This window comes from Romboutsia sedimentorum (assembly GCF_030131845.1).
Taxonomy (GTDB): Bacteria; Bacillota; Clostridia; order Peptostreptococcales; family Peptostreptococcaceae; genus Romboutsia_D; species Romboutsia_D sedimentorum.
Genome location: NZ_JASKYM010000005.1, coordinates 109,137 through 130,818 on the forward strand (window position 1 = coordinate 109,137; position 21,682 = coordinate 130,818).

Genomic DNA, 21,682 nt, shown 5'->3' on the forward strand with positions numbered 1-21,682 from the left:
AATATTAAAATAGCCAAAAATACATATGCATTATGGGGGGAATATGTAATGGAAGAAATATTTCATATAGGAATTGATATCGGATCAACGACGGTAAAAATAGTAGTATTAGATAGTAATGATGAAATAGTATATAAAGAATATAAAAGGCATTATTCTGATATAAAAAAATCTGTAAAAGAAGCCTTAGTAAATATATATAACAGTATTGGAAATTCAAAAATTAAGGTTGTAATAACTGGTTCAGGTGGAATAGATATATCTAAAAATCTTAATGTAAAATTTATTCAAGAAGTCATATCATCTACAAGGGCTATAGAATATTATTATCCTCAAACCGATGTGGTTATAGAACTTGGTGGAGAAGATGCAAAGATAACTTATCTAAGTGGTGGAATAGATCAAAGGATGAATGGCATATGTGCAGGTGGTACGGGAGCTTTTATTGATCAAATGGCATCGCTACTACAAACAGATGCAGTAGGTCTTAATGAATTAGCAAAAGAATATGAGGTCATTTATCCAATAGCATCAAGATGTGGGGTATTTGCTAAAACTGATATTCAGCCATTAATAAATGATGGAGCAAAAAGATGTGATATAGCTATGAGTATTTTTAATGCTGTTGTTGTTCAAACTGTTAGTGTATTAGCTTGTGGAAGAAAAATAAAAGGAAAAGTTGCTTTATTAGGAGGACCGCTATATTTTTTATCACAACTTAGGGTAGCTTTTAAAAACATATTAAATTTAGATGAAGACGATTTAATACTTCCTAAAAATGCTCAACTATACATAGCGATGGGAGCAAGCCTACTATCAAAAGATGAGAAATGTATAAATTTAAACACATTAATAGATAAAATACAAAATTTAAATAATGATGGTATGCTTAATGTAAATAAGTTAGAGCCATTATTTAAGGATGAAAAAGAATACAATGGCTTTAAAATAAGACATGAAAAAAATGATATAACTTACAAAGACATAAAAAACTTCAAAGGTAATTGTTTTTTAGGAATTGATGCAGGATCTACAACTACAAAAGCTATTTTAATTGATAAATTTGGGAATTCACTTTATTCTCATTATAGTAGCAACGAGGGGAGTCCATTACAAACCATTATAAAGGTAATGAAAAATGTGTATGACGTATTACCGAATGAATGTAGTATAGTTGCATCGACAGTTACTGGGTATGGGGAAGGTCTTATAAAAAAGGCTTTAAAGGTAGACTACGGAGAAATAGAAACGATAGCCCATTATAAGAGCGCAAAATTTTTTAATGAGAATGTAGATTTCATATTAGACATTGGTGGGCAAGATATGAAGTGCCTAAAAATAAAAAATGGTGTTATAGATAGCATTATTTTAAATGAGGCATGCTCATCTGGGTGTGGTTCGTTTTTAGAAACTTTTGCAACATCATTATCTATGGACATAAAAGAATTTACAAGTAAAGGAATCTATTCAAAATCTCCTGTAGATTTAGGTTCGAGATGTACAGTATTTATGAACTCTAGAGTTAAACAGGCTCAAAAAGAAGGGGCTAGTATTAGTGATATATCAGCAGGACTGTCTTATTCAGTTGTAAAAAATGCATTGTTTAAGGTTATAAAAATAAGAGATATAAATGATATGGGTGAGAATATAGTAGTTCAAGGTGGAACTTTTTATAATGATTTAGTTCTTAGGAGTTTTGAAAAATTAATAGATAAAGAGGTTACAAGACCGTCTATAGCTGGAGTAATGGGAGCTTTTGGAGCCGCATTAATTTCTAAAGAAAGATATAAAGAAGGGAATAAAACTAAACTTCTAAATAAAAATCAACTGGAAAATATAAGTATTAGTGTAAATATCAGCAGATGTGGTGGATGTTCGAATAATTGTTTGTTAACTATAAATAAGTTTGCTGACAGTGAAGTATTTGTATCAGGGAATAGATGTGAAAAGGGCCAATTAATATATGATAATGAGAGCAGACTAAATAGTAATAAAAATATAAATTTATTTAAATATAAATATAATAGGTTATTTAGGTACAAATCATTATCTAAAAAAGAAGCTATAATGGGTGAAATTGGGATACCAAGAGTTTTAAATATGTATGAAGACTATCCTTTTTGGCATACATTTTTTACACAATTAGGGTTTAGAGTAGTACTTTCAGATAGGTCGTCAAAGGAAATTTACCAAAAAGGAATAACATCTATAGCCTCTGAAACAGTATGTTATCCAGCTAAGCTTGTGCATGGACATATAGCAAATTTAATAGAAAAAAATATAAATTACATATTTTATCCATGTATAACTAACGAAAAAAAAGAAGACTTATCTGCAAATAATAATTATAATTGTCCTGTAGTAATATCTTATTCAGAAGTTATAAAAAACAATGTTGAAGAAATACAAGAAAATAATATAACTTATATAAATCCATTTATAAGTTTAAATAATAAAAATAAATTAAAAGAGAGATTATATGAAGAGCTTTCAGTATATTTCAATCAAATATCAAAGAAAAATATAGCACAAGCTGTAGACAAAGCAAGCTATGAACAAGATCAGTTTAAAAAAGATATCCAGGAACAAGGAGAAAAAGCTCTTGCAAAAATAAATGAAAAAGGATTAAAGGGGGTAGTTTTATGTGGTAGACCTTACCATTTAGACCCAGAAATAAATCATGGAATACCGGATGTTATAAATTCTCTAGATTTGGCAGTTTTAACGGAAGATTGCGTAAGCCATCTGGCAAATCTAAAGAGGCCTTTAAGAGTTGTGGATCAGTGGGTATATCATTCAAGACTATATAAAGCTGCAAGCTTTGTAAAAGAAACTAAAAATTTAGAATTAGTACAATTAAATTCTTTTGGATGTGGTATTGATGCAGTTACAATAGACCAAGTTCAAGAGATATTAAATGAAAGCTCAAAGATTTATACAGTTATAAAAATAGATGAAGGTAACAATTTAGGAGCTGCAAAAATTAGGCTAAGATCTTTAAAAGCTGCAATGATACAAAGAGAATTAAACAATATACAAATAAAAAATACAGAAGATAAAAGGATAGAATATAAAAAAGGAAGGTTAAGTAAGAAGCATACTATTTTAGCCCCACAAATGTCTCCGTTCCATTTTCAATTTTTTGAAAAAGCAATTAATCTAAGTGGATTTAATATAGAAATTTTAAATAGTACAGATAATAGAATAATAGAAGAAGGGCTACGATATGTAAATAATGATGCTTGTTATCCTGCTATAATTGTAATAGGGCAAATGATAAGTGCATTAAAATCTGGAAAATATGATTTAGAAAATACATCTGTTGTAATAACTCAAACAGGTGGAGGATGTAGGGCTACAAACTATATAGGTTTTCTAAGGAAAGCATTATATGATGCTGGCTTTAAAAATATACCTGTAATATCTTTAAGTTTAAATGGGATTGAAAATAATGGAGTCATAAAAAGTATAACTTTGAAATTAATAAATAGAATTTTTATGTCAATAATATATGGTGATTTACTTATGAAAGTTCTACATAAAGTAAGACCATATGAAAGAGACATTGGAAGCAGTAATAGACTTTATGAAAAATGGGTTCAAAAGTGTAAAGATTCTTTAGAAAAAGCTAGTATATATGAATTTAGGAAAAATATAAAAAGTATAATTGAGGATTTTGATAATCTAGAAGTGTTAGATATTAAAAAACCAAAGGTAGGGCTAGTAGGGGAAATCCTAGTTAAATTTCATCCAGTTGCAAATAACAATTTAGTAAATATTATAGAAAGCGAAGGCGGAGAAGCTGTAGTACCAGAACTTATAAATTTCTTTTTTAGTTGTTGTTTAAATACAGCATACAAGTATAAATATTTAGAGGGAAAATGGATAAGTAAAGAACTAGGTAAAAGTGCTATATACATTATGGAAATTTATCAAAAGACATATAAAAAAGAACTTAGTAAGAGTAAAAGATTCACATCACCTAAGAGTATAGATATATTAGCTGAAAATACAGAAAATATAATATCTATTGGGAATCAGACTGGTGAAGGTTGGCTATTGACAGGAGAGATGATAGAGTTAATAGAAGATGGCGTAAATAATATTATATGTATGCAACCATTTGGATGTTTACCAAATCACATAACTGGAAAAGGACAGATTAAAGAATTAAAAAGAATTTATAAAAAAGCAAATATAATCCCAATAGATTATGATCCATCAGCTAGTGAGACTAATCAGTTAAATAGAATAAAATTAATGCTTTCAACTGCATTTAAAAATAATTAAGCTCCTAGTTATTTTAACAGGAGCTTTTACTTTTAATAAATAATTAAATATTTATTAAATTAGATATTGTTTAACCTATTATGATATAATGAAATAGTATTATATGAAAGTAAAGGTGGGCTAGTTATGAAGGTAGTTAACAATGCTATATCGTCGGATTATTTTAGGTATAAAGTAGACGAAGATATCAGTATTTATGAAGGCAGATTTTGCATTTATTTAGACAAAAAGTATAAATGTAGTGGAATTATATATTACAAAATGACACCTCCAGTATCTATAAATTTTAAAGCTCAGATAGTATCGGTTGAAGATGAAGAGATCGATTTAGAGTTAGATTATGATAATGCTATACTTGAAATGTATGGGTATAAGCCTATGTCTATAACAGTAAACTCCATAAATGATTTTAACATAGAAGGATACACAAATGATAATTATATAAAATCTAAAAATTCTTACGTAGAGTATATTGATTTTCATATAATTAATTTGGACAAGTTTCCAGGAACACTTATAAAACACGTGGATAAGTTGTTCGCAGGAAGAATACAATTTGATATAAATGATTTTACTATAATAATAGATAAAAGATATGATTATAGAAAAGAGCTAAATGAAGAGCTAAAATCAAAATCGGGTACTATAATAACCCATATCGGAAGAATTAAAAGGAAAGATAATAAGTTATTTAGAACTAATAACATGATAGATTTTATAGACCGTATATCGTATGCACTTAGTTTTATGTGTGGAAGATACGTTGGAATTTGTTTAGTAAAAGGATATCAAAATAATAACAATGTATTTAGGCTTTGGACTGAAAATATAATAACTCCATTTAAGTTTGTTCCTACATGGACAGATACACTTTCTAACCATCATAATATAGAAAAATATATGTCGCTTATGTGCAAAAAACTAGAAGATGGATATTGTGGACCGGCAATAAAACATGTTATAGATTGGTATATAGAATCACTTGGGGATATTACAATAGAAAATAACATAATATCTATACAAATTGCTCTAGAAACTTTATCATATATTATTTTAGTGGAACAAGAAAATTTATTATCTGATGAGGACTTTGACTTAAATAGTGCATCTAAAAACATTAAAATAGTTTTAGATATATGTAAAATTCAATATGGAAACGATGAATTAGAATTGTTTGATGATTGGATAAAATCTAGGTTTGATGATGGTGTAGATTTAGTTATTTATTTTAGAAATAAAATAGTTCACCCAACAAGAAGGGATAATAGAGCTACCCTAAATGTTGAGGATATGTGGAATATAATTCAAATTGGAACTAAATATGTAGAATTGATATTATTAGCTTTTATAGGATATAAAGGTGAATATTCAAATAGACTTAGTGAAAGATGGTTTGGAGAAGTAGAAGTAGTACCTTGGAATTAAATGGAAAGATTAAAAAAATATTGACATACATTGTTTAATACTCTATAATTTGTTTTTATAATAAAGAATTATATAAAAAATGTAATGATAAGAAAGAGTAAAAGTAAAAATCTTAAAAAGAGAGTTTCCGGTTGGTGAGAGGAGCATTAGATTTTATTTTGAACACATCTTTGAGCAGAACACCGAAAGAATTATATTTTAGTAGGCTGTTTCCGGAATCCCTGCACCCGTTATAGTGCTAGAGTATAAACATTTATTTGTCGTACTCAAAGAGGTTAGTGCTGTGAGGTACTAATAAAAAAAGGTGGAACCACGAGAGTTAGCTCCCGTCCTTTAGCTATTAAGCTATAGGCGGGAGCTTTTTTAATGTAATTCTTTACGCGCGCGAAGACTTTATATTAATAAATAAAACTTTACTAAATATAAATTGAACTAAAAAATGGAGGAAAAGATATGAAAAATATATTAAAAAAAATGGCTGTAATTTCAATGATTGCAGTATCTACATTTGGAACAATAGGATGTGCAAAGGAAAATAAAAGTGGAGATAATACAAATTCTAAAAATAAACAACAAGTTATAGTAGGACTAGATAATACCTTTGTTCCAATGGGATTTTCAGATGAAAATGGAGAATTAGTTGGATTTGATGTTGATTTAGCAAAAGAAGTATTCTATAGGTTAAACATTAATGTTAAATTTCAACCTATAGATTGGGCAATGAAAGAAACTGAACTTAATTCAGGTAATATTGATGCTATATGGAATGGATACTCTTTATCAGATGAAAGAAAAAAAGTTGTAACATATACAAAACCATATTTAGAAAATAAACAAGTTATAGTTACAATGAAAGATTCTAATATAAAAACAAAAAAAGATTTAAAAGGTAAAAAATTAGGAATTCAGCAAGGATCTAGTGCATTAGAAGCTATAGAAAAACAAGCAGACTTTGTTAATAAATTAGATAATAAAGCTCCAATACTTTATGATACGTATGACAATGCTATTAGAGATTTAGAAGTAGGAAGAACTGATGCAATAGTATCTGATGAAAATTTAGTTAGATATTATATAAGCAAGAAGGGGGATCAAAAGTACAATATACTACAAGATAATTTTGGAGAAGAAAGTTATGTAGTAGCATTTAAAAAAGACAACTCTAAACTTAGAGATAAGGTTGATATGACACTAAATGATGTAAAAAATGATAGATCTTTTGATAAAATTTATAGTAAATGGTTTAAATAATATAAGCATATGGAGGAGTGATAAAAAATGATTGAAGGAATTAAAATAGTTTTATCAGTGTTTGTTTTGACACTAGTAATTTCAATACCACTAGGCATAATAATTTCTTTTTTAAGAAATTCTAACAATAAATTAATAAGTGCAATTAGCAAAGGATATATACTTATAGTGAGAGGAACACCTTTACTATTACAATTAATTTTTATATTCTTTGGTTTACCAATAGTAGGAATAGTGTTTGATCGATTTGCTGTAGCAGTAATTGCGTTTTCTTTAAATTATGCGGTATACTTTGCTGAGATATTTAGAGGTGGCATACAGTCGATAGATAAAGGACAATATGAGGCATCTTTAGTATTAGGTTTTGATAAATTTAATATGTATAAAAGAATAATATTCCCTCAGGCTATAAAGAGAATACTTCCGGCAATGACAAATGAAGTTACTACATTAGTAAAAGATACGTCATTAGTTTATATACTGGGTCTTAATGATATTTTAAGAGTAGCGCAAATAGCATCTAATAGGGATGTTAGTTTAGTTCCTTTAATGCATGCAGCACTAATATATCTTTTATTTATAGGTATTATTACTCAAGTGTTTAAAGTTATTGAAAAAAAATATTCATATTATAGGGGGTAGTAAATATGCTAAAAGTTAGTAATTTAAATAAATCATTTAATAAAAATAAAGTTCTTAATAATATTTCATTTGAATTAAATAAAGGTGAAATAGGAGTTTTACTTGGTAAGTCAGGTGCAGGTAAAACTACGATACTTAGATGTATAAATGGGCTTGAAAATTTTGATAGTGGACAAATTATAGTAGATGGAAAAATTATAGATACCTCTAAAGATATATATAAGTTAAGGGGAAAGGTAGGAATGGTATTTCAAAATTTCAATTTATTCCCTCATTTAAATGTACTTGAAAACATAATACAATCACCTGTAAATATATTTAAAATAAAAAAGCAAGAAGCTATAAAAAGTGCAAAAGAACTTTTGAAATTAGTAGATTTAGAAAATAAGATAGATTCATATCCTTGTGAGTTATCAGGAGGGCAACAACAAAGAGTAGCAATAGCAAGAGCATGTGCATTAATGCCAAAAGTACTTTGTTTTGATGAGCCAACTTCAGCACTAGATAAAGATACTATAAAAAATGTTGTCAATATAATGAATAAACTAAAATCAAATGGCATGACAATACTAATAATTACACACGATGTTGATTTTGCAAATGAAGTATGTGACAAAATAATAAATATTAATAATGGAGAAATTGAAGTAGTTATTTCTAAATAGGTTTGATTAAGAAAAACAAAGGTGGGTATAAATAAAACATAATAAATAGCAAAGGATGATTGAAATGATAAAAATTTATGGATACTCAAAATGATCTACTGTTAAAAAAGCTAAGGATTGGCTTAAAGAAAATAATTTAGAATTTGAAGATATTGAAATGGTAAAAATACCTCCTACTAAAGAAGAACTTAATGAAATGTATAAAATTAGCGGATATGATATAAAAAAATTCTTTAATGCTAGTGGAGTTAGATATAGAGAATTAGGCTTAAAAGATATAGTTAAAAGCGAATCTGATGATAAGCTTTTAGGTATATTATCTAGTGATGGTATGCTTATAAAAAGGCCTATAGCATTTGATGGCAAAAATGTTGTTATAGGATTTAAACCAGAGGAGTGGGCAAAAAAATTGTTATAAACATGTAAAATACGATTTATATGAATCAATAGCGTACTTAAATGTACGCTATTGATTTTATTTGATATATATTTTAGGTATATAAATAGTTATACCTTCTAGGTCTAGGATACTTTCATAAATAAGTTTACTATATTTAGTTAAATCACTAGACTCTAATTCTAAAGTTAATATTACTTCAGTATAAAGTAGCACATCTAAAATAGTACTATCTCCCCTAAATTTTAATTTTAAATTTTTGTTACATCTAAGTAAGTTTTGTAAGATGTCGTAATTAATATTCATTGTCATCACCCCTAATTAATTATATAATACAATAATTACCCATAAATTTCAATTTTGAACACTGTCTATAAATTTAAATTTGATTTATAGCCATATATTTTATATAATTAGCTTATTATGCTTTTTTGGAGGTTAAATATTATGGAAGTAAGTAAAAAACTAGAAAAACTTAAGGCTAGACTATTAGAATTAGAAAGTATAGCAGTTGCTTACTCAGGTGGGGTAGACAGTAATTTCTTACTTAAGGTAGCAAAAGATACACTAGGAGATAATGTTGTTGCAGTAACCCTTCATGCTATGATGCACTCACAAAGAGAGATTGAAGAAGCTAGACAATATGCTAAGGAATTTGGGGTTAATCATATTGTAGTAAATGTTGAAAATTTTGAAGTGAAAGAGTTTATAGAAAATAATATACAAAGATGTTATTACTGTAAAAAAACAGTATTTGAAAAAATAAAATCAGTAGCAAAAGAACATAATATAAAATATGTAGTAGATGGAACTAATTTAGATGATTTAGGAGACTATAGACCTGGACTTAAGGCACTAGAAGAACTCAACATAATTAGTCCATTAAAAGAGTGTAATTTAACTAAAGAAGATATAAGAATATTATCAAAAAAAATGAACCTTAAAACATTTAATAAACCTGCTTTTGCATGTCTTGCAACTAGAATTCCATATGGAACAAAAATTACAAAAGAAGTGCTTAGAAAAATAGAAAAAAGTGAAGAATACTTAATAGAACTAGGGTTTGAACAATTCAGAGTAAGAATTCATGAAGATATAGCTAGAATTGAAGTAGGCAAAGATGAAATACATAAATTCTTTAGTGAAGATAAATTAAATAAAACGAATAATAAATTAAAAGAAATCGGATTTAAATATGTTACCTTAGATATGGCAGGATACGAAATGGGTAGCATGAATAAAGCGATACAAAAATAGGAGGACGACATGAAAAACTATACATTATTATCACCTTGCTTTTTTGGTATGGAAAAGATGTTAGCAAGAGAAATAAAAGAATTAGGATTTGAAATACTAAAAACTGAAGATGGAAGAATTACATACAAAACAGGCGAAGATGGTATAGCAAAAGCTAACATGTGGCTTAGATGTGCAGAAAGAGTAAATCTTAAAGTTGCAGAATTTGAAGCTAAAAGCTTTGATGAACTATTTGAAGGTACTAAAAGAATTGACTGGTCAAAATATATTCCTTATGGAGCACAATTTCCAGTATCTAAGGCATCTTCAATAAAATCAAAGTTATATAGTACATCGGATATACAATCAATTGTAAAAAAAGCTATAGTTGAAAGTTTAAAGAAAAGTTACTTAGAAGATGGACTTATAAAAGAAGATAAAGAGAAGTATCCAGTATATGTTTTTATACATAAAGATAAAGTAACAATATCTATAGATACAACAGGAGATGCTCTTCATAAAAGAGGATACAGAGAAAAAGCTAATAAAGCACCTATAAGAGAGACTTTAGCTTCAGGGATAATGTACTTAAACCCATGGAGACCAGGTAGAACACTAGTTGATCCTATGTGTGGATCAGGAACTCTTTTAATAGAAGCTGCTATGATGGGAATAAATATGGCACCAGGCCTTAATCGTAACTTTATATCTGAGAAGTGGAGAACTTTAGATAAAAAAATTTGGTGGGATATAAGAAAAGAAGCTTATGATAAGATAGATGAAGATGTAGAGTTTAAAATATACGGATATGACATAGATGAAGAAGCTATAGAGATAGCAAAGGAAAATGCGGAAATAGCGGGTGTAAGTGAATATATAGAGTTTAATGTAGCAAATGCCCTAGATTTTAAAAGTGATGAAGAATATGGATTTATAGTTACGAATCCACCATATGGAGAAAGACTTGAAGATAAAGAAACAGTTCAAGCTCTTTATAAGAATTTAGGCTACACATTTAGAGAACTTAAAAACTGGTCTTACTATCTGATAACTTCATACGAAGAATTTGAAGATGAATTTGGAAGAGAAGCAGACAAAAGAAGAAAATTATACAATGGTATGTTAAAAACTAACTTGTATCAATATATAGGATCAAGGCCTCCTAAAAAAATTTAATAAAATGATGATATTTACCCCCTTAATATAATATATATAATAGAAAGAGTATTTTAAGGGGGTGTCGTTATGTTTAGAATGAATGGCAAAAATAGAAAAAAGGCATCTAAAGAAAAAAAATTAGCAAGTAAAACCAAATACCAAGAAGATTTTAATGAAATAATATTAAATGACTTAGTACCTGAAGAAAAGAGACATGATTTTGGATTAGAAAGCAAAGAACAATCAAAACCTAAATCTAAAAAATCATCTGGAATAAAACTAAACTTAGGATTAGGTGGTAAAAAATCATCTTCCAAGTCAAAACCTAAAAAAGATAGCAAAAATTCTCAACAAGAGAATAAACAAAACAAAGGCAATAGCCACGAAGATATAAAAAACAACAGCAAAGAAAAAAATAAGAAACATAGTAGCGAAAAGCAGGCAAGTGAAAAAGTGTCAAATAAAAAAAATAATAAGAATACAAAAACAAACAAAACAAACAAGTTAAAAAAAGCCTCACAAAGTAACATAGAGGAAACTAAAGAAAATTCAAAAATAGAAGAAAATAGCAAGCTAATTAAAAGTAATAAAAACTCAAGCTTGGGATCTAAGAAAAAAAGAGTTAGACCTTCTAATAAAGAAAATAGCAGTGAAGCAAAGAGAATCATAGAACAAGATAGTGAAACAAATTATACCACTGAAGATGATTTTAATGCTGTTACATTTAGAAACACTGAAGATGCACAAGAAACACAAATAAAAAAAGCACAAGAAATAAAAGAAGAAAAAGAAGTTGAAGAAAAAGTGAAAAATAAGTTTGAAAATTTAATTTGGTCAGAAGATAAATTTCCTAAAAACTAAATAAATTAACTAAATAGTGAGAAAATATAAAATAAAAGCTTAGTAAAAATACTAGGCTTTTATTTTGCATAAATATATGAGAAAATAGATTTAATAAGTAAAAAATATCAAAATAAAACCAAAGAAGAGGTAAAATATATGAAATCTAATGAAATATTTAATGAAGTTAACGAAATTTTATTGAAAAGTATGAAACCTTCTGAGGATATTAAGCGTCTAATAAAGGAAGGTAAATTTGATAAAAAGCCTTTCAATGATATAAAAAGCTTAGGACTGATAGATCAAAACCCTAAATTTCATCCTGAAGGTAGTGTTTTAAACCATATATTATTAGTAGTAGATATGGCAAGTGAGGTAAAAGAATTATCAAGAAATAAAAAAGTATTTATGTGGTCAGCATTACTTCATGATATAGGAAAGTTGACTACAACTAAAATAAGAAAAGGTAGAATTACATCTTATAATCATGATGTAGAAGGAGAAAAAATAGGATTAAACTTTTTGAAATCACTAACAGAGGATCAAGAATTTAATGAAAAAGTTTCTAAATTAATAAGATGGCATATGCAACCTTTATTTTTTGATAAAAATCTTCCATTTTTTGAACCACAAAACATGTTAAATGATGTAGAATATAAAGAAGTGGCACTACTTTCATTTTGTGATAGATTAGGAAGAGGTAAATTGAATGAACAAGGTATTGAAAAAGAAAAACAAAATATTGAAAAATTTGAGGAGTACTGTAAACAAGAGATGGAATAGGAGATAATAGATGAAATTATTTAAGTTAATAACCTGTGCTAGTTTGATAGTACTTTTAACAACTGGGTGTAGTATTAATTCAGAATCTCCGGAAGAGCTTATTAAAGATAAACCTATTTGTGATGAAAATAATGAAATACTGTACAAAGGAATAAAACAGCTACTTCCACAAAATTCTTCATTAATCTTACCATCTAATTCAAGTGAAGTTGGTAAAATAAATGAAGTAGATTTAGATGGAGATGGAGTAAAGGAGTTAGTAGCCTTTGAAAAGAAAGAAAATTTAAGTGAAAATAAAAATGAAGTAGGATTTGTAGTTTTAAGCAAAAACAAATATGGGGCTTACACAGATAAAGGCAATATATTGCAAAGTGGAGATTCTATAGAATATGCTAATTTTTATGATTTAAATAATGATGGATATAAAGAAATAATATTGTTAATTAAAGATGTAAATAAAACAAATATGCATATATATTCTTTTAAAAACGATGAAATTAAAAAAATATATACTTTAGACCCAACGTGGATAAAAGAAAGAGAAAATTTATTAGATTTAAAAATAAAAATTGGATATATTGATGATGATGATAAACTAGATATTTTATTACTTCACTATGACTCTAAAAGTAGTAAGGTATATACAAGTTTAGCAAATTTCACAAAAGAATTACAATTAATAGATTCTACAGAGTTTGAGGATGTAAAAGGATTAAATAATTTATATATTACAATAGGAACTATCTCAAAAGAAAAAATAGGAGATGTTACAAAAGAGAAAAAAGGTGTAATACTAGATATACCAATGATTCAAGATAATAATTACATGACGCAGATAATATATGTTAAGGATAAAAAAATAAACAAAGCATTCAATTATAACGATAAAAATTTAACCAAGCCATATTATATACCAACAGAAGATATTGATGATGATAATGTAGTGGATATACCGATAGTAAAGGGAAGTGGAAATATTTATACTCAAAAGACATCAGCTCAAATAAGTTGGTATAAATGGAATGGGAAAGAAAAAGAAAAATCAGGATTAGTGTTTATAAGCCAAATATATTATAATTATCAATATAATTACAAAGTATTTATACCTAATAACCTAGCAAATAAAATTGATGTACAACAGGCACCACAAAACAAAGGAAACGAAGTATTGTTTAAATTTTATTATTATGATGTAGTAAGCGGAGAATCTAAAAATTTATTTACTATATCTGTAATAAATAAAAAGCTTATAGAAGATAAAAAAAATTCATCAACTTCAAATGGTATTCTACTTAAGGAAACTGATGAATATAACTTTGTTTTATATCAAGATGATTTACAAGAATTAAAAAAATTAAAAATAAATACAGAGGCGTTAAGAGAAAATTTCTCATTAATATACTAATATTTATTGGGAGGATTAATAAATGAAGGAAAAAATATTAATATTAGAAGATGAAATAGGAATTAGAAGTTTTGTAAGTATAAACTTAAAAAGAGAAGGTTATGAAATAATAGAAGCAGGAACTGGACAAGAAGCTATAGAAAAAATGACTAGTGAAAAAGATATAAAACTAGCACTACTTGATGTAATGCTTCCTGATATGAGTGGAATAGACGTATGTAAATTTATAAGACAAAATTTTGATCAAGTTGGAATAATAATGCTTACGGCAAAGGCTCAAGAAGACGACAAAATAGAAGGGTTTATATCTGGTGCAGATGATTACATAATAAAACCATTTAGCATAAAAGAACTATTAGTAAGAGTATCAGCGTTACTTAGAAGAATTAAAAAAGATGAAAACAATACAAAAAGTAGTGAAATAGTATCAGCACCCTTTGTATTAGACTTAGATAAGAGAAAATTATTTAAAAATAGCAATGAAATAGAGCTTACTCCAACTGAGTTTTCAATAGTAAAATATTTAATGACAAATGCAAAACAATCATTAAGTAGAGACCAAATACTTGATGAAGTTTGGGGAACTAACTATCTATATGATTTTAAAATAGTAGATGTAAATATAAGAAGAATAAGAAATAAAATAGAAGATGACCCATCAAAACCTAAATATATACAAACTATTTGGGGGTATGGATATTGTTTTAGAAAGGAAGACTAATATTGTTACATTTTGAAGGGTTAAGAAAAAAGATAATTAAAAATTATTTTACAATAATTATTATAACAGTAGCATTATTTGAAGGTTTATTTATATTTTATATTCAAAATTACTACTATGACTATGTAAGGCAAAGTTTAAAAGGTCAAGTGGATTACACAACTGCAGTGTATAACACTATAACACAAGAAGGTAGTAGTTTTGAAATAAAAGCAAAGAATATAATTGATAAAGAAAATGTAGGGTCTAAATCTAAATATGCTATTCAAATAATAGATAAAAATAAAAATATAATATTAGATTCATATGGTTTTAAAGTGAAAGAAAAAGCTGACTTTGAAGATGTAGAGAGGGCTTTAAATGATACTAAAGAGTTAACGCCACATACGTACAGAATAGCATCTACAAAGGAACATGTAATGAGTATATCTGTTCCACTTAAGACAAATAATATAATAGAAGGTGTTGTAAGGTATACAGTATCTTTAGATAAAATAGATACCACGATATTTAAATTAACATTAGGTCTTATATTAGCAGGTATATGCATTTTACTTATAGCTATATCTTTAAGTCTTAGATTTGCAGAAACTTTAATTCAGCCACTTAGAGAGTTAAAACAATTTGCAAATGAGTTAGCACATGGAAACTATAGTATAAAACTTAAAAATACAAATATATCAGACGATGAAATTGGAGATTTAGCTCAAACCTTTGAACATATGGCAGCGGAAATTGATAAAAGTGAGAAATTAAAAGAAGAATTTATATCTTCTATATCTCATGAACTTAGAACACCACTTACATCTATAAAGGGATGGAGTGAAACTTTAGCGTATGAAGGTATAACACAAGATGAACTAGATTTAGGTCTTGGAATAATCCAAGATGAAACGGAAAGGCTTATAAAGCTTGTAACAGAATTACTAGACTTTTCACGTTTGTCATCTGACAGAATTAAACTTCAAATAGATATGGTTGATATTAAAAACTTAGTAGTAAGTGTTGTAAACCAGCTTAAAGTAAAATCAGCAGAAAAAAATATAAGTTTGAGTTGTGAATTTGAAGATGAAGCTATTGAAAATGTACAAGGTGATAAAAATAGATTAAGACAAGTTTTAATAAACTTAGTACAAAATGCTATAAAATTCACTAGTGAAGGTGGATATGTAAAACTTGTAGCATCTCAAGGTGAGGAATTTACAACTATAAAAGTTATAGATGATGGTTGTGGAATAGAAACTGAAAACTTAGATAAAGTATTAGATAAATTTTTCCAAGAAGATTATAATAAGGCTGGAAGTGGATTAGGGCTTGCAATAAGTCATGAAATAGTTAAACTTCATGGTGGGAATATGATATTACAAAGTCAAAAGGATATAGGTACAACTATAACAATTACTATAAAAAATAAATTAATTGAATCAATATAGTATTAAATTGTAGAAAAATAGGATATACTGAAAAGAGTATATCCTATTTTGTAATGTAAAAACTACATAATATAGGAAACTTTAGTTGCAAAAATAAAATATAAAAATAATATATTATAAAATAAGATTTATAATGAATAGTTATTAGTAGAAAGAGGACTAGATGAGAAATATAAAAATGACAATTAAATACGATGGATCAAGATACAAAGGATTTCAAAGGCTTCAAGATAATGATATGACAATACAAGGAAAAATAGAAAGTGTACTTAGAAAGATGACTGAAGAACCTATAGAAATAGTAGGTTCAGGAAGAACAGATATGGGAGTTCATGCTTATGGTCAAGTTGCAAACTTTAAAACAAATACTGAATTATCTTTAAAGAAAATTAAAACTTACTTATATGAATACTTACCAGAAGATATTGTTGTAACAAATTTAGAAGAAGTTGAAGAAAGATTCCATTCTAGATACAATGCAAAATCAAAAGTATATTTATATAAAATATACAATAATGAAGCTCATGACCCATTTGCTAAAAAGTATACTACTCATATAGCAAGAAAATTAGATGTGAATTTAATGAAAGAAGCTAGTAAAGAATTAGTTGGAGAGCATGACTTCACTAGCTTTGTTTCATCAAAATCTAAGAAAAAATCTAATATGAGAAATATACATTCAATAGAAATACAAGAAAATAATAACACAATAGAAATTTATGTTGAAGGTGATGGATTCTTATATAACATGGTAAGAATTATATCTGGAACATTAATTGATGCTGGATTAAGAAAAAAGAGTGTTAATGATGTGAAGTATATGTTAGAAGCTAAAGATAGAACTGTAGCATCTGAAACAGCACCTGCAAAAGGTTTATATTTATATAAAGTAAAATATTAATTTATATAAATATAAAAAATATAGTTGACATTTTAAATGAACTAAGTTATTATTTAAAAAACAAATCAAATTTAAATAATTTAGATTCTATGAAAAAGAAAGTAATTTAAATAAATTTTATAGAGAGCTGGGGATGGTGGAAGCCTAGTAAAAATATTTAAGTGAAGAGAACTTTGGAGAATACTGCAGGAAAATTATAGTATGGCAGTAGGATAGTCTCGCCTTAAGAGAAAGAGTGGATAATTAAATTTTATCAACTAGAGTGGTAACGCGGATAATATTCGTCTCTTGGTTTTAACCAAGAGGCGTTTTTTTATATTTTTATTTAGTGTTATTTGCTATATTTGAAAGGATTATTATCAATAAGAGTGGTACCGCGGAAATTCGCCTCTTAGTATTTTATACTAAGGGGTTTTTTGTATTCATAATAATATTAGAATGTTAATTATATTAATTAATGATTAAGATAAAAGTAATTACTTATTGAATACAATATGCAAAATACTATATCGATTTGCGCAAATCATATAAAAATTAATTAGAGTTGAAGAAACCGTTTTTTTTATAAAAAATAATAAATTATAATAGCATTTTAAAAAATAAAAATTTTGGAGGACTAAATAATGAAAGAGAAAGTTGTATTGGCATATTCAGGAGGATTAGATACATCTATAATAATACCATGGTTAAAAGAAAACTATGATATAGAGGTAATAGCAGTATCTGTAAATGTAGGTCAAGAGGAGAATATGGTAGAAGTTTATGAAAAAGCTTTGAAAAGTGGCGCAGCAAAGGTATATGTAGATGATTTAAGTGAAAAATTTGTAACAGAAACTATTTTTAAAGCAATAAAAGCTGAGGCAAAATATGAAGGAAAGTACTTGCTTGGAACATCATTAGCAAGACCAATAATAGCTAAAAGATTAGTAGAAGTGGCACATTTAGAAGGTGCAAAATATATATGTCATGGATGCACAGGGAAAGGAAATGACCAAGTGAGATTTGAAGCTTCAATAGCGGCGCTTGACCCGACTATAAAGATTATAGCACCATGGAGAATATGGGATATAAAGTCAAGAGAAGATGCTATAGAATATGCAAATAAGAACAATATTCCTATAACTGTAACTAAAGAAAAAATATATTCAGTCGATGCAAATCTTTGGCATACATCTACTGAAGGTGGAGATATAGAATATCTAGAAAATGAACATCAAAATCATGTATATAAAAAATGCTTACCATTAGAAAAAGCAACCAATACACCTGAATATATTGAAATATATTTTGAAAAAGGAATTCCAACAAAAATAAATGGCAAAAAACTTTCACCTGTAGAAATAGTAAAAGTCTTAAATGAGATAGGTTCAAAGCATGGAATTGGAGTAATTGACATAATTGAAAATAGATTAGTTGGAATGAAATCAAGAGGAATATATGAGACTCCAGGAGGTACAATACTTTATGAAGCACATAATATATTAGAAAGTGCAACTTTAGATAAAGAGGCTCTACATTTTAAACAGATGGTGTCATTAAAATATGGAGAACTTATATATAATGGTTTATGGTATTCAAAGATAAGAGAGGCAATAGATGCATTTATAGACGAAACACAAGAGAATGTATCTGGAACTGTTAAAATGAAACTTTACAAAGGATTTATAAAACCTGCAGGTATATTTACAGAAAATGCTCTTTATGATTATTCTATATCATCATTTGGAGATAGCGAATTATATGACCATAAAGATGCACAAGGGTTTATAAATTTATTTACATTACCTCTTAAAATTAAAGCTATGAAGAAAATAAATAAAGAAAATAAATATGAAGATATAAGTTAAGAGGTGATGAATATGAAACTGTGGGGCGGAAGATTTAGAAAAGAAGAAAATAAACTTATGGAAGAATTTAATAAATCATTTGATTATGATCATATTTTATATAAAAAAGATATTGAAGGAAGTATAGCACATGTATATATGCAAGTTCATTGTAACCTATTAACAGAAGAAGAAGGGATAACTATAATTGATGGATTAAATAGTATACAAGAAGATATATATAATGGAGTAATAAAGTTAGAAGGAAATTATGAAGATATACATAGCTTTATAGAAATAAATCTAATACAAAGAGTTGGTGAAGTAGGTAAAAAACTTCATACAGCACGTAGTAGAAATGATCAAGTAGCAACCGATATGAGATTATATGCGAAGGAAAAAACTATTAGTTTAATAGAATTGATTTCAAACCTTAAAAAAACTGTAAAAATAGTTGCAGATAAAAACTGTGTAATTATGCCGGGGTATACACATCTTCAAAGAGCTCAAGTGGTTACTTTTAAACATCATTTTATGGCATATTATAATATGTTTGATAGAGATGAAAAAAGATTGAAAAATGCACTAGAAATATTAGATGAATGCCCTTTAGGATGCGGTGCTTTAGCTGGAACTACTCATAATATAGATAGAAATATAACTAAAGAAAAACTAGGATTTAAAAGAATAGTAGAAAATTATATGGATGGAGTAAGTGACAGAGATTATTTATTAGAGCTTATGAGTGATTTTTCTATAATAATGATGCATTTAAGTAGATTAAGTGAAGAGTTAATTTTATGGAGTAGCCAAGAATTTAGATTTATAGAAATAGATGATTTGTATACGACAGGAAGCAGTATAATGCCACAGAAAAAAAATCCTGATGGTGCAGAATTGATAAGAGGAAAAACTGGTAGGGTATATGGAAATTTATTTGGGTTACTTACAGTCATGAAAGGGTTACCGCTTGCTTATAATAAAGATATGCAAGAAGATAAAGAAGGATTCTTTGATAGTATAAACACAATAGAAATGTGTATTTCAGTTATGGAAAAAATGATATCTACTATCACAGTGAATGAAGTCAATATGAAAAAAGCCGTAAGTCATGGTTTTTTAAATGCTACTGAAGTTGCAGACTATTTAGTTAAAAACGGTGTAGCTTTTAGAGATGCACATGGTATTGTTGGAAGTATTGTAATTTATTGTGAAGATAATGATAAGGCTATAGATGAGTTAAGTTTAGATGAATTATATAAATTCTGTGAATTATTTAAAGAAGATATATATGAGTTTATAGATTATAAAAATATTTTAAATAAAGGTATAAAAAAATATATATTATAAAGAAATAATAAGAGCTAAGTTAAATATATCAATTTTAAAACTAAACATAAAAATTTAATGAAATATAACATTATTAGTAATTAAAATAAATAGCTTATATTATAGGAATTGATTATTTTCAGTAATATAAGCTATTCAAGATTATATTTATAAAACTATGTACATTTATTATAAATTTAGAAAATATGGTTCAAATCACATTTTTCACTTTCTAGTATATTATTTAAAGTTTTTCTTATATGAACTAGTTGCTCAAGAGACATAGATTTGTCATTACAAAAAACGGAATTATCTAAAATATCTAAGTATAAACATATATTATCAAAATACTCATGATGTAGTATTTTATACCATCTTTCCTTTTCTTGATGAAAGTCTTCATGATATTTTTCTAATTCAATTCTTGTATTTTCCCAATCATCTTTTTTTATATAAGTTGTTATACTCTCAGCTCTAGATGTATATATATCTGTAAATTCTTGAATTTCACTATTTATATGTAGTCCAAATACTACAAACAAGAATGTAAATATTAATGCGTAAATTAAAGACTTCAAAATGTTCACCTCAGTATATTTTAAATTTTCTTTTTTTGAATAGCAACTTTATCATTTTCATCTATAGTTAAAAGAAGAACATCTTTAACATTTTCAATTTGATTAGAATTTAAAACTTCAAATAGCCAATTAATATCTTTATTAATAATCTTAATGTTATTATTTATAATTTGACCGTCTATTATTAAGGATAGAGGGAGATGATTAAATTCACAAGCAGGAGTACTATTATATGAAGAACTTGGAAGCACACTTAAATTACCATCAGTTTCAAGTATTGCATATTGAACATCTGAAATTTTAAAATAACCTAAAATTCTAAGTTGTTCTAGTAGTTCATCAATTGTAACTCTTTCCTTTTTTAGTATTTTAAAGTTTATTTCACCTTTTTCAATTAAAATAGATGGTTTGCCAGATAAAAATACTCTAACGGTTCTACTTTTTAAAGCTAGATATGAAATTACTATTTGCATAAATACAAGTCCAGTAACAGCAGCTATACCGTTGACTATAGGTATGTTGTTGTTTTCCATAGGTACAGCAGCTACTTCAGCAATTAAAAGTGTTATAACTAAATCGAATGAGTTCATTTCAGCTATCTCACCTTTTCCCATAATTCTTAAGCCTATTAAAACGACTATGTATAGCAAAATACTTCTTATTAATACTACAATCATTATTAGCATCCTTTCAAAATCATATAATAAATTAGTATGGCCTATATATAAATATTGATGCACAAAACTTAAACTGAATATCTTTAAAATTTGATGCAAATTTGATATAATAAGCTTTAATACTA

General features: G+C 27.1%; 18 protein-coding genes, 1 pseudogene and 2 other annotated features. Of the genes and pseudogenes, 16 read left to right on the forward strand and 3 right to left on the reverse strand.

Annotated features, from left to right (window positions below):
* The first annotated feature begins 48 nt into the window (after positions 1 to 48).
* From QOZ84_RS11160 to QOZ84_RS11185, 6 genes and pseudogenes are all read left to right on the forward strand, one after another.
* Positions 49 to 4,290 (forward strand): 2-hydroxyacyl-CoA dehydratase, encoded by a 4,242-nt coding sequence (locus QOZ84_RS11160; RefSeq protein WP_284133040.1) that lies wholly within the window; start codon positions 49 to 51, stop codon positions 4,288 to 4,290.
* A 126-nt stretch (positions 4,291 to 4,416) separates the two neighbouring features.
* Entirely contained in the window at positions 4,417 to 5,715 is a 1,299-nt protein-coding gene (locus tag QOZ84_RS11165; RefSeq protein ID WP_284133041.1) for a hypothetical protein, read from the forward strand.
* A gap of 75 nt (positions 5,716 to 5,790) precedes the next feature.
* Positions 5,791 to 6,052 (forward strand) — a binding site (T-box leader).
* Positions 6,053 to 6,168: 116 nt separating this feature from the next.
* A complete protein-coding gene (locus QOZ84_RS11170) occupies positions 6,169 to 6,966 on the forward strand; it encodes an amino acid ABC transporter substrate-binding protein (protein WP_284133042.1) in 798 nt (265 codons plus the stop codon).
* A 27-nt stretch (positions 6,967 to 6,993) separates the two neighbouring features.
* On the forward strand, positions 6,994 to 7,608 hold the full coding sequence (locus QOZ84_RS11175) for an amino acid ABC transporter permease (protein ID WP_284133043.1): 615 nt from the start codon (positions 6,994 to 6,996) through the stop codon (positions 7,606 to 7,608).
* A 5-nt stretch (positions 7,609 to 7,613) separates the two neighbouring features.
* Positions 7,614 to 8,273, forward strand: coding sequence for an amino acid ABC transporter ATP-binding protein (locus QOZ84_RS11180; RefSeq protein WP_284133044.1), 660 nt, complete (start codon positions 7,614 to 7,616; stop codon positions 8,271 to 8,273).
* Between the two features lie 106 nt (positions 8,274 to 8,379).
* Positions 8,380 to 8,691, forward strand: a pseudogene (locus tag QOZ84_RS11185) (Spx/MgsR family RNA polymerase-binding regulatory protein); the annotation flags it as partial.
* 57 nt (positions 8,692 to 8,748) lie between these two features.
* Here the strand turns inward: QOZ84_RS11185 and QOZ84_RS11190 are convergent.
* The gene (locus QOZ84_RS11190) at positions 8,749 to 8,976 is read right to left on the reverse strand and encodes a hypothetical protein (RefSeq protein ID WP_284133046.1); all 228 of its coding nucleotides are present in this window, start codon (positions 8,974 to 8,976) and stop codon (positions 8,749 to 8,751) included.
* 141 nt (positions 8,977 to 9,117) lie between these two features.
* Between QOZ84_RS11190 and larE the strand changes: the two genes are divergently transcribed.
* From larE to argH, 10 genes are all read left to right on the forward strand, one after another.
* A complete protein-coding gene (gene larE / locus QOZ84_RS11195) occupies positions 9,118 to 9,927 on the forward strand; it encodes an ATP-dependent sacrificial sulfur transferase LarE (RefSeq protein WP_284133047.1) in 810 nt (269 codons plus the stop codon).
* Between the two features lie 9 nt (positions 9,928 to 9,936).
* Positions 9,937 to 11,082, forward strand: coding sequence for a THUMP domain-containing class I SAM-dependent RNA methyltransferase (locus QOZ84_RS11200; RefSeq protein ID WP_284133048.1), 1,146 nt, complete (start codon positions 9,937 to 9,939; stop codon positions 11,080 to 11,082).
* Positions 11,083 to 11,151: 69 nt separating this feature from the next.
* Positions 11,152 to 11,925, forward strand: a complete 774-nt coding sequence (locus tag QOZ84_RS11205; RefSeq protein WP_284133049.1) for a hypothetical protein — start codon at positions 11,152 to 11,154, stop codon at positions 11,923 to 11,925.
* 138 nt (positions 11,926 to 12,063) lie between these two features.
* Positions 12,064 to 12,687 (forward strand): HD domain-containing protein, encoded by a 624-nt coding sequence (locus QOZ84_RS11210; protein ID WP_284133050.1) that lies wholly within the window; start codon positions 12,064 to 12,066, stop codon positions 12,685 to 12,687.
* Between the two features lie 10 nt (positions 12,688 to 12,697).
* Entirely contained in the window at positions 12,698 to 14,092 is a 1,395-nt protein-coding gene (locus QOZ84_RS11215) for an FG-GAP repeat domain-containing protein (RefSeq protein ID WP_284133051.1), read from the forward strand.
* A 22-nt stretch (positions 14,093 to 14,114) separates the two neighbouring features.
* A complete protein-coding gene (gene walR / locus QOZ84_RS11220) occupies positions 14,115 to 14,813 on the forward strand; it encodes a cell wall metabolism DNA-binding response regulator WalR (RefSeq protein ID WP_284133052.1) in 699 nt (232 codons plus the stop codon).
* A gap of 2 nt (positions 14,814 to 14,815) precedes the next feature.
* Positions 14,816 to 16,246 (forward strand): sensor histidine kinase, encoded by a 1,431-nt coding sequence (locus QOZ84_RS11225; RefSeq protein WP_284133053.1) that lies wholly within the window; start codon positions 14,816 to 14,818, stop codon positions 16,244 to 16,246.
* A gap of 163 nt (positions 16,247 to 16,409) precedes the next feature.
* Positions 16,410 to 17,147 carry a tRNA pseudouridine(38-40) synthase TruA gene (truA, locus tag QOZ84_RS11230; RefSeq protein ID WP_284133054.1) on the forward strand — a complete coding sequence of 246 codons (738 nt, stop codon included), beginning with the start codon at positions 16,410 to 16,412 and terminating at the stop codon, positions 17,145 to 17,147.
* An 80-nt stretch (positions 17,148 to 17,227) separates the two neighbouring features.
* Positions 17,228 to 17,439: a binding site (T-box leader), on the forward strand.
* 331 nt (positions 17,440 to 17,770) lie between these two features.
* On the forward strand, positions 17,771 to 18,994 hold the full coding sequence (locus tag QOZ84_RS11235) for an argininosuccinate synthase (protein WP_284133055.1): 1,224 nt from the start codon (positions 17,771 to 17,773) through the stop codon (positions 18,992 to 18,994).
* 12 nt (positions 18,995 to 19,006) lie between these two features.
* On the forward strand, positions 19,007 to 20,323 hold the full coding sequence (gene argH, locus QOZ84_RS11240) for an argininosuccinate lyase (protein WP_284133056.1): 1,317 nt from the start codon (positions 19,007 to 19,009) through the stop codon (positions 20,321 to 20,323).
* A gap of 176 nt (positions 20,324 to 20,499) precedes the next feature.
* On the opposite strand, the gene QOZ84_RS11245 is transcribed toward argH, so the two are convergent.
* On the reverse strand, positions 20,500 to 20,880 hold the full coding sequence (locus QOZ84_RS11245; RefSeq protein ID WP_284133057.1) for a DUF4363 family protein: 381 nt from the start codon (positions 20,878 to 20,880) through the stop codon (positions 20,500 to 20,502).
* Positions 20,881 to 20,900: 20 nt separating this feature from the next.
* Complete coding sequence (locus tag QOZ84_RS11250) at positions 20,901 to 21,557, reverse strand: DUF421 domain-containing protein (RefSeq protein WP_284133058.1); 657 nt, start codon at positions 21,555 to 21,557, stop codon at positions 20,901 to 20,903.
* Positions 21,558 to 21,682: the final 125 nt, after the last annotated feature.

Excerpts from the sequence above, each read along its gene's own strand:
- argH (WP_284133056.1), top strand. The coding sequence starts at position 19,007 with ATGAAACTGTGGGGCGGAAGATTTAGAAAAGAAGAAAATAAACTTATG.
- walR (WP_284133052.1), top strand. The coding sequence starts at position 14,115 with ATGAAGGAAAAAATATTAATATTAGAAGATGAAATAGGAATTAGAAGT.
- QOZ84_RS11160 (WP_284133040.1), top strand. The coding sequence starts at position 49 with ATGGAAGAAATATTTCATATAGGAATTGATATCGGATCAACGACGGTA.
- QOZ84_RS11205 (WP_284133049.1), top strand. The coding sequence starts at position 11,152 with ATGTTTAGAATGAATGGCAAAAATAGAAAAAAGGCATCTAAAGAAAAA.
- truA (WP_284133054.1), top strand. The coding sequence starts at position 16,410 with ATGAGAAATATAAAAATGACAATTAAATACGATGGATCAAGATACAAA.
- QOZ84_RS11210 (WP_284133050.1), top strand. The coding sequence starts at position 12,064 with ATGAAATCTAATGAAATATTTAATGAAGTTAACGAAATTTTATTGAAA.
- QOZ84_RS11215 (WP_284133051.1), top strand. The coding sequence starts at position 12,698 with ATGAAATTATTTAAGTTAATAACCTGTGCTAGTTTGATAGTACTTTTA.
- QOZ84_RS11190 (WP_284133046.1), bottom strand. The coding sequence starts at position 8,976 with ATGAATATTAATTACGACATCTTACAAAACTTACTTAGATGTAACAAA.
- QOZ84_RS11180 (WP_284133044.1), top strand. The coding sequence starts at position 7,614 with ATGCTAAAAGTTAGTAATTTAAATAAATCATTTAATAAAAATAAAGTT.
- QOZ84_RS11200 (WP_284133048.1), top strand. The coding sequence starts at position 9,937 with ATGAAAAACTATACATTATTATCACCTTGCTTTTTTGGTATGGAAAAG.
- QOZ84_RS11170 (WP_284133042.1), top strand. The coding sequence starts at position 6,169 with ATGAAAAATATATTAAAAAAAATGGCTGTAATTTCAATGATTGCAGTA.
- larE (WP_284133047.1), top strand. The coding sequence starts at position 9,118 with ATGGAAGTAAGTAAAAAACTAGAAAAACTTAAGGCTAGACTATTAGAA.
- QOZ84_RS11250 (WP_284133058.1), bottom strand. The coding sequence starts at position 21,557 with ATGATTGTAGTATTAATAAGAAGTATTTTGCTATACATAGTCGTTTTA.
- QOZ84_RS11235 (WP_284133055.1), top strand. The coding sequence starts at position 17,771 with ATGAAAGAGAAAGTTGTATTGGCATATTCAGGAGGATTAGATACATCT.
- QOZ84_RS11165 (WP_284133041.1), top strand. The coding sequence starts at position 4,417 with ATGAAGGTAGTTAACAATGCTATATCGTCGGATTATTTTAGGTATAAA.
- QOZ84_RS11175 (WP_284133043.1), top strand. The coding sequence starts at position 6,994 with ATGATTGAAGGAATTAAAATAGTTTTATCAGTGTTTGTTTTGACACTA.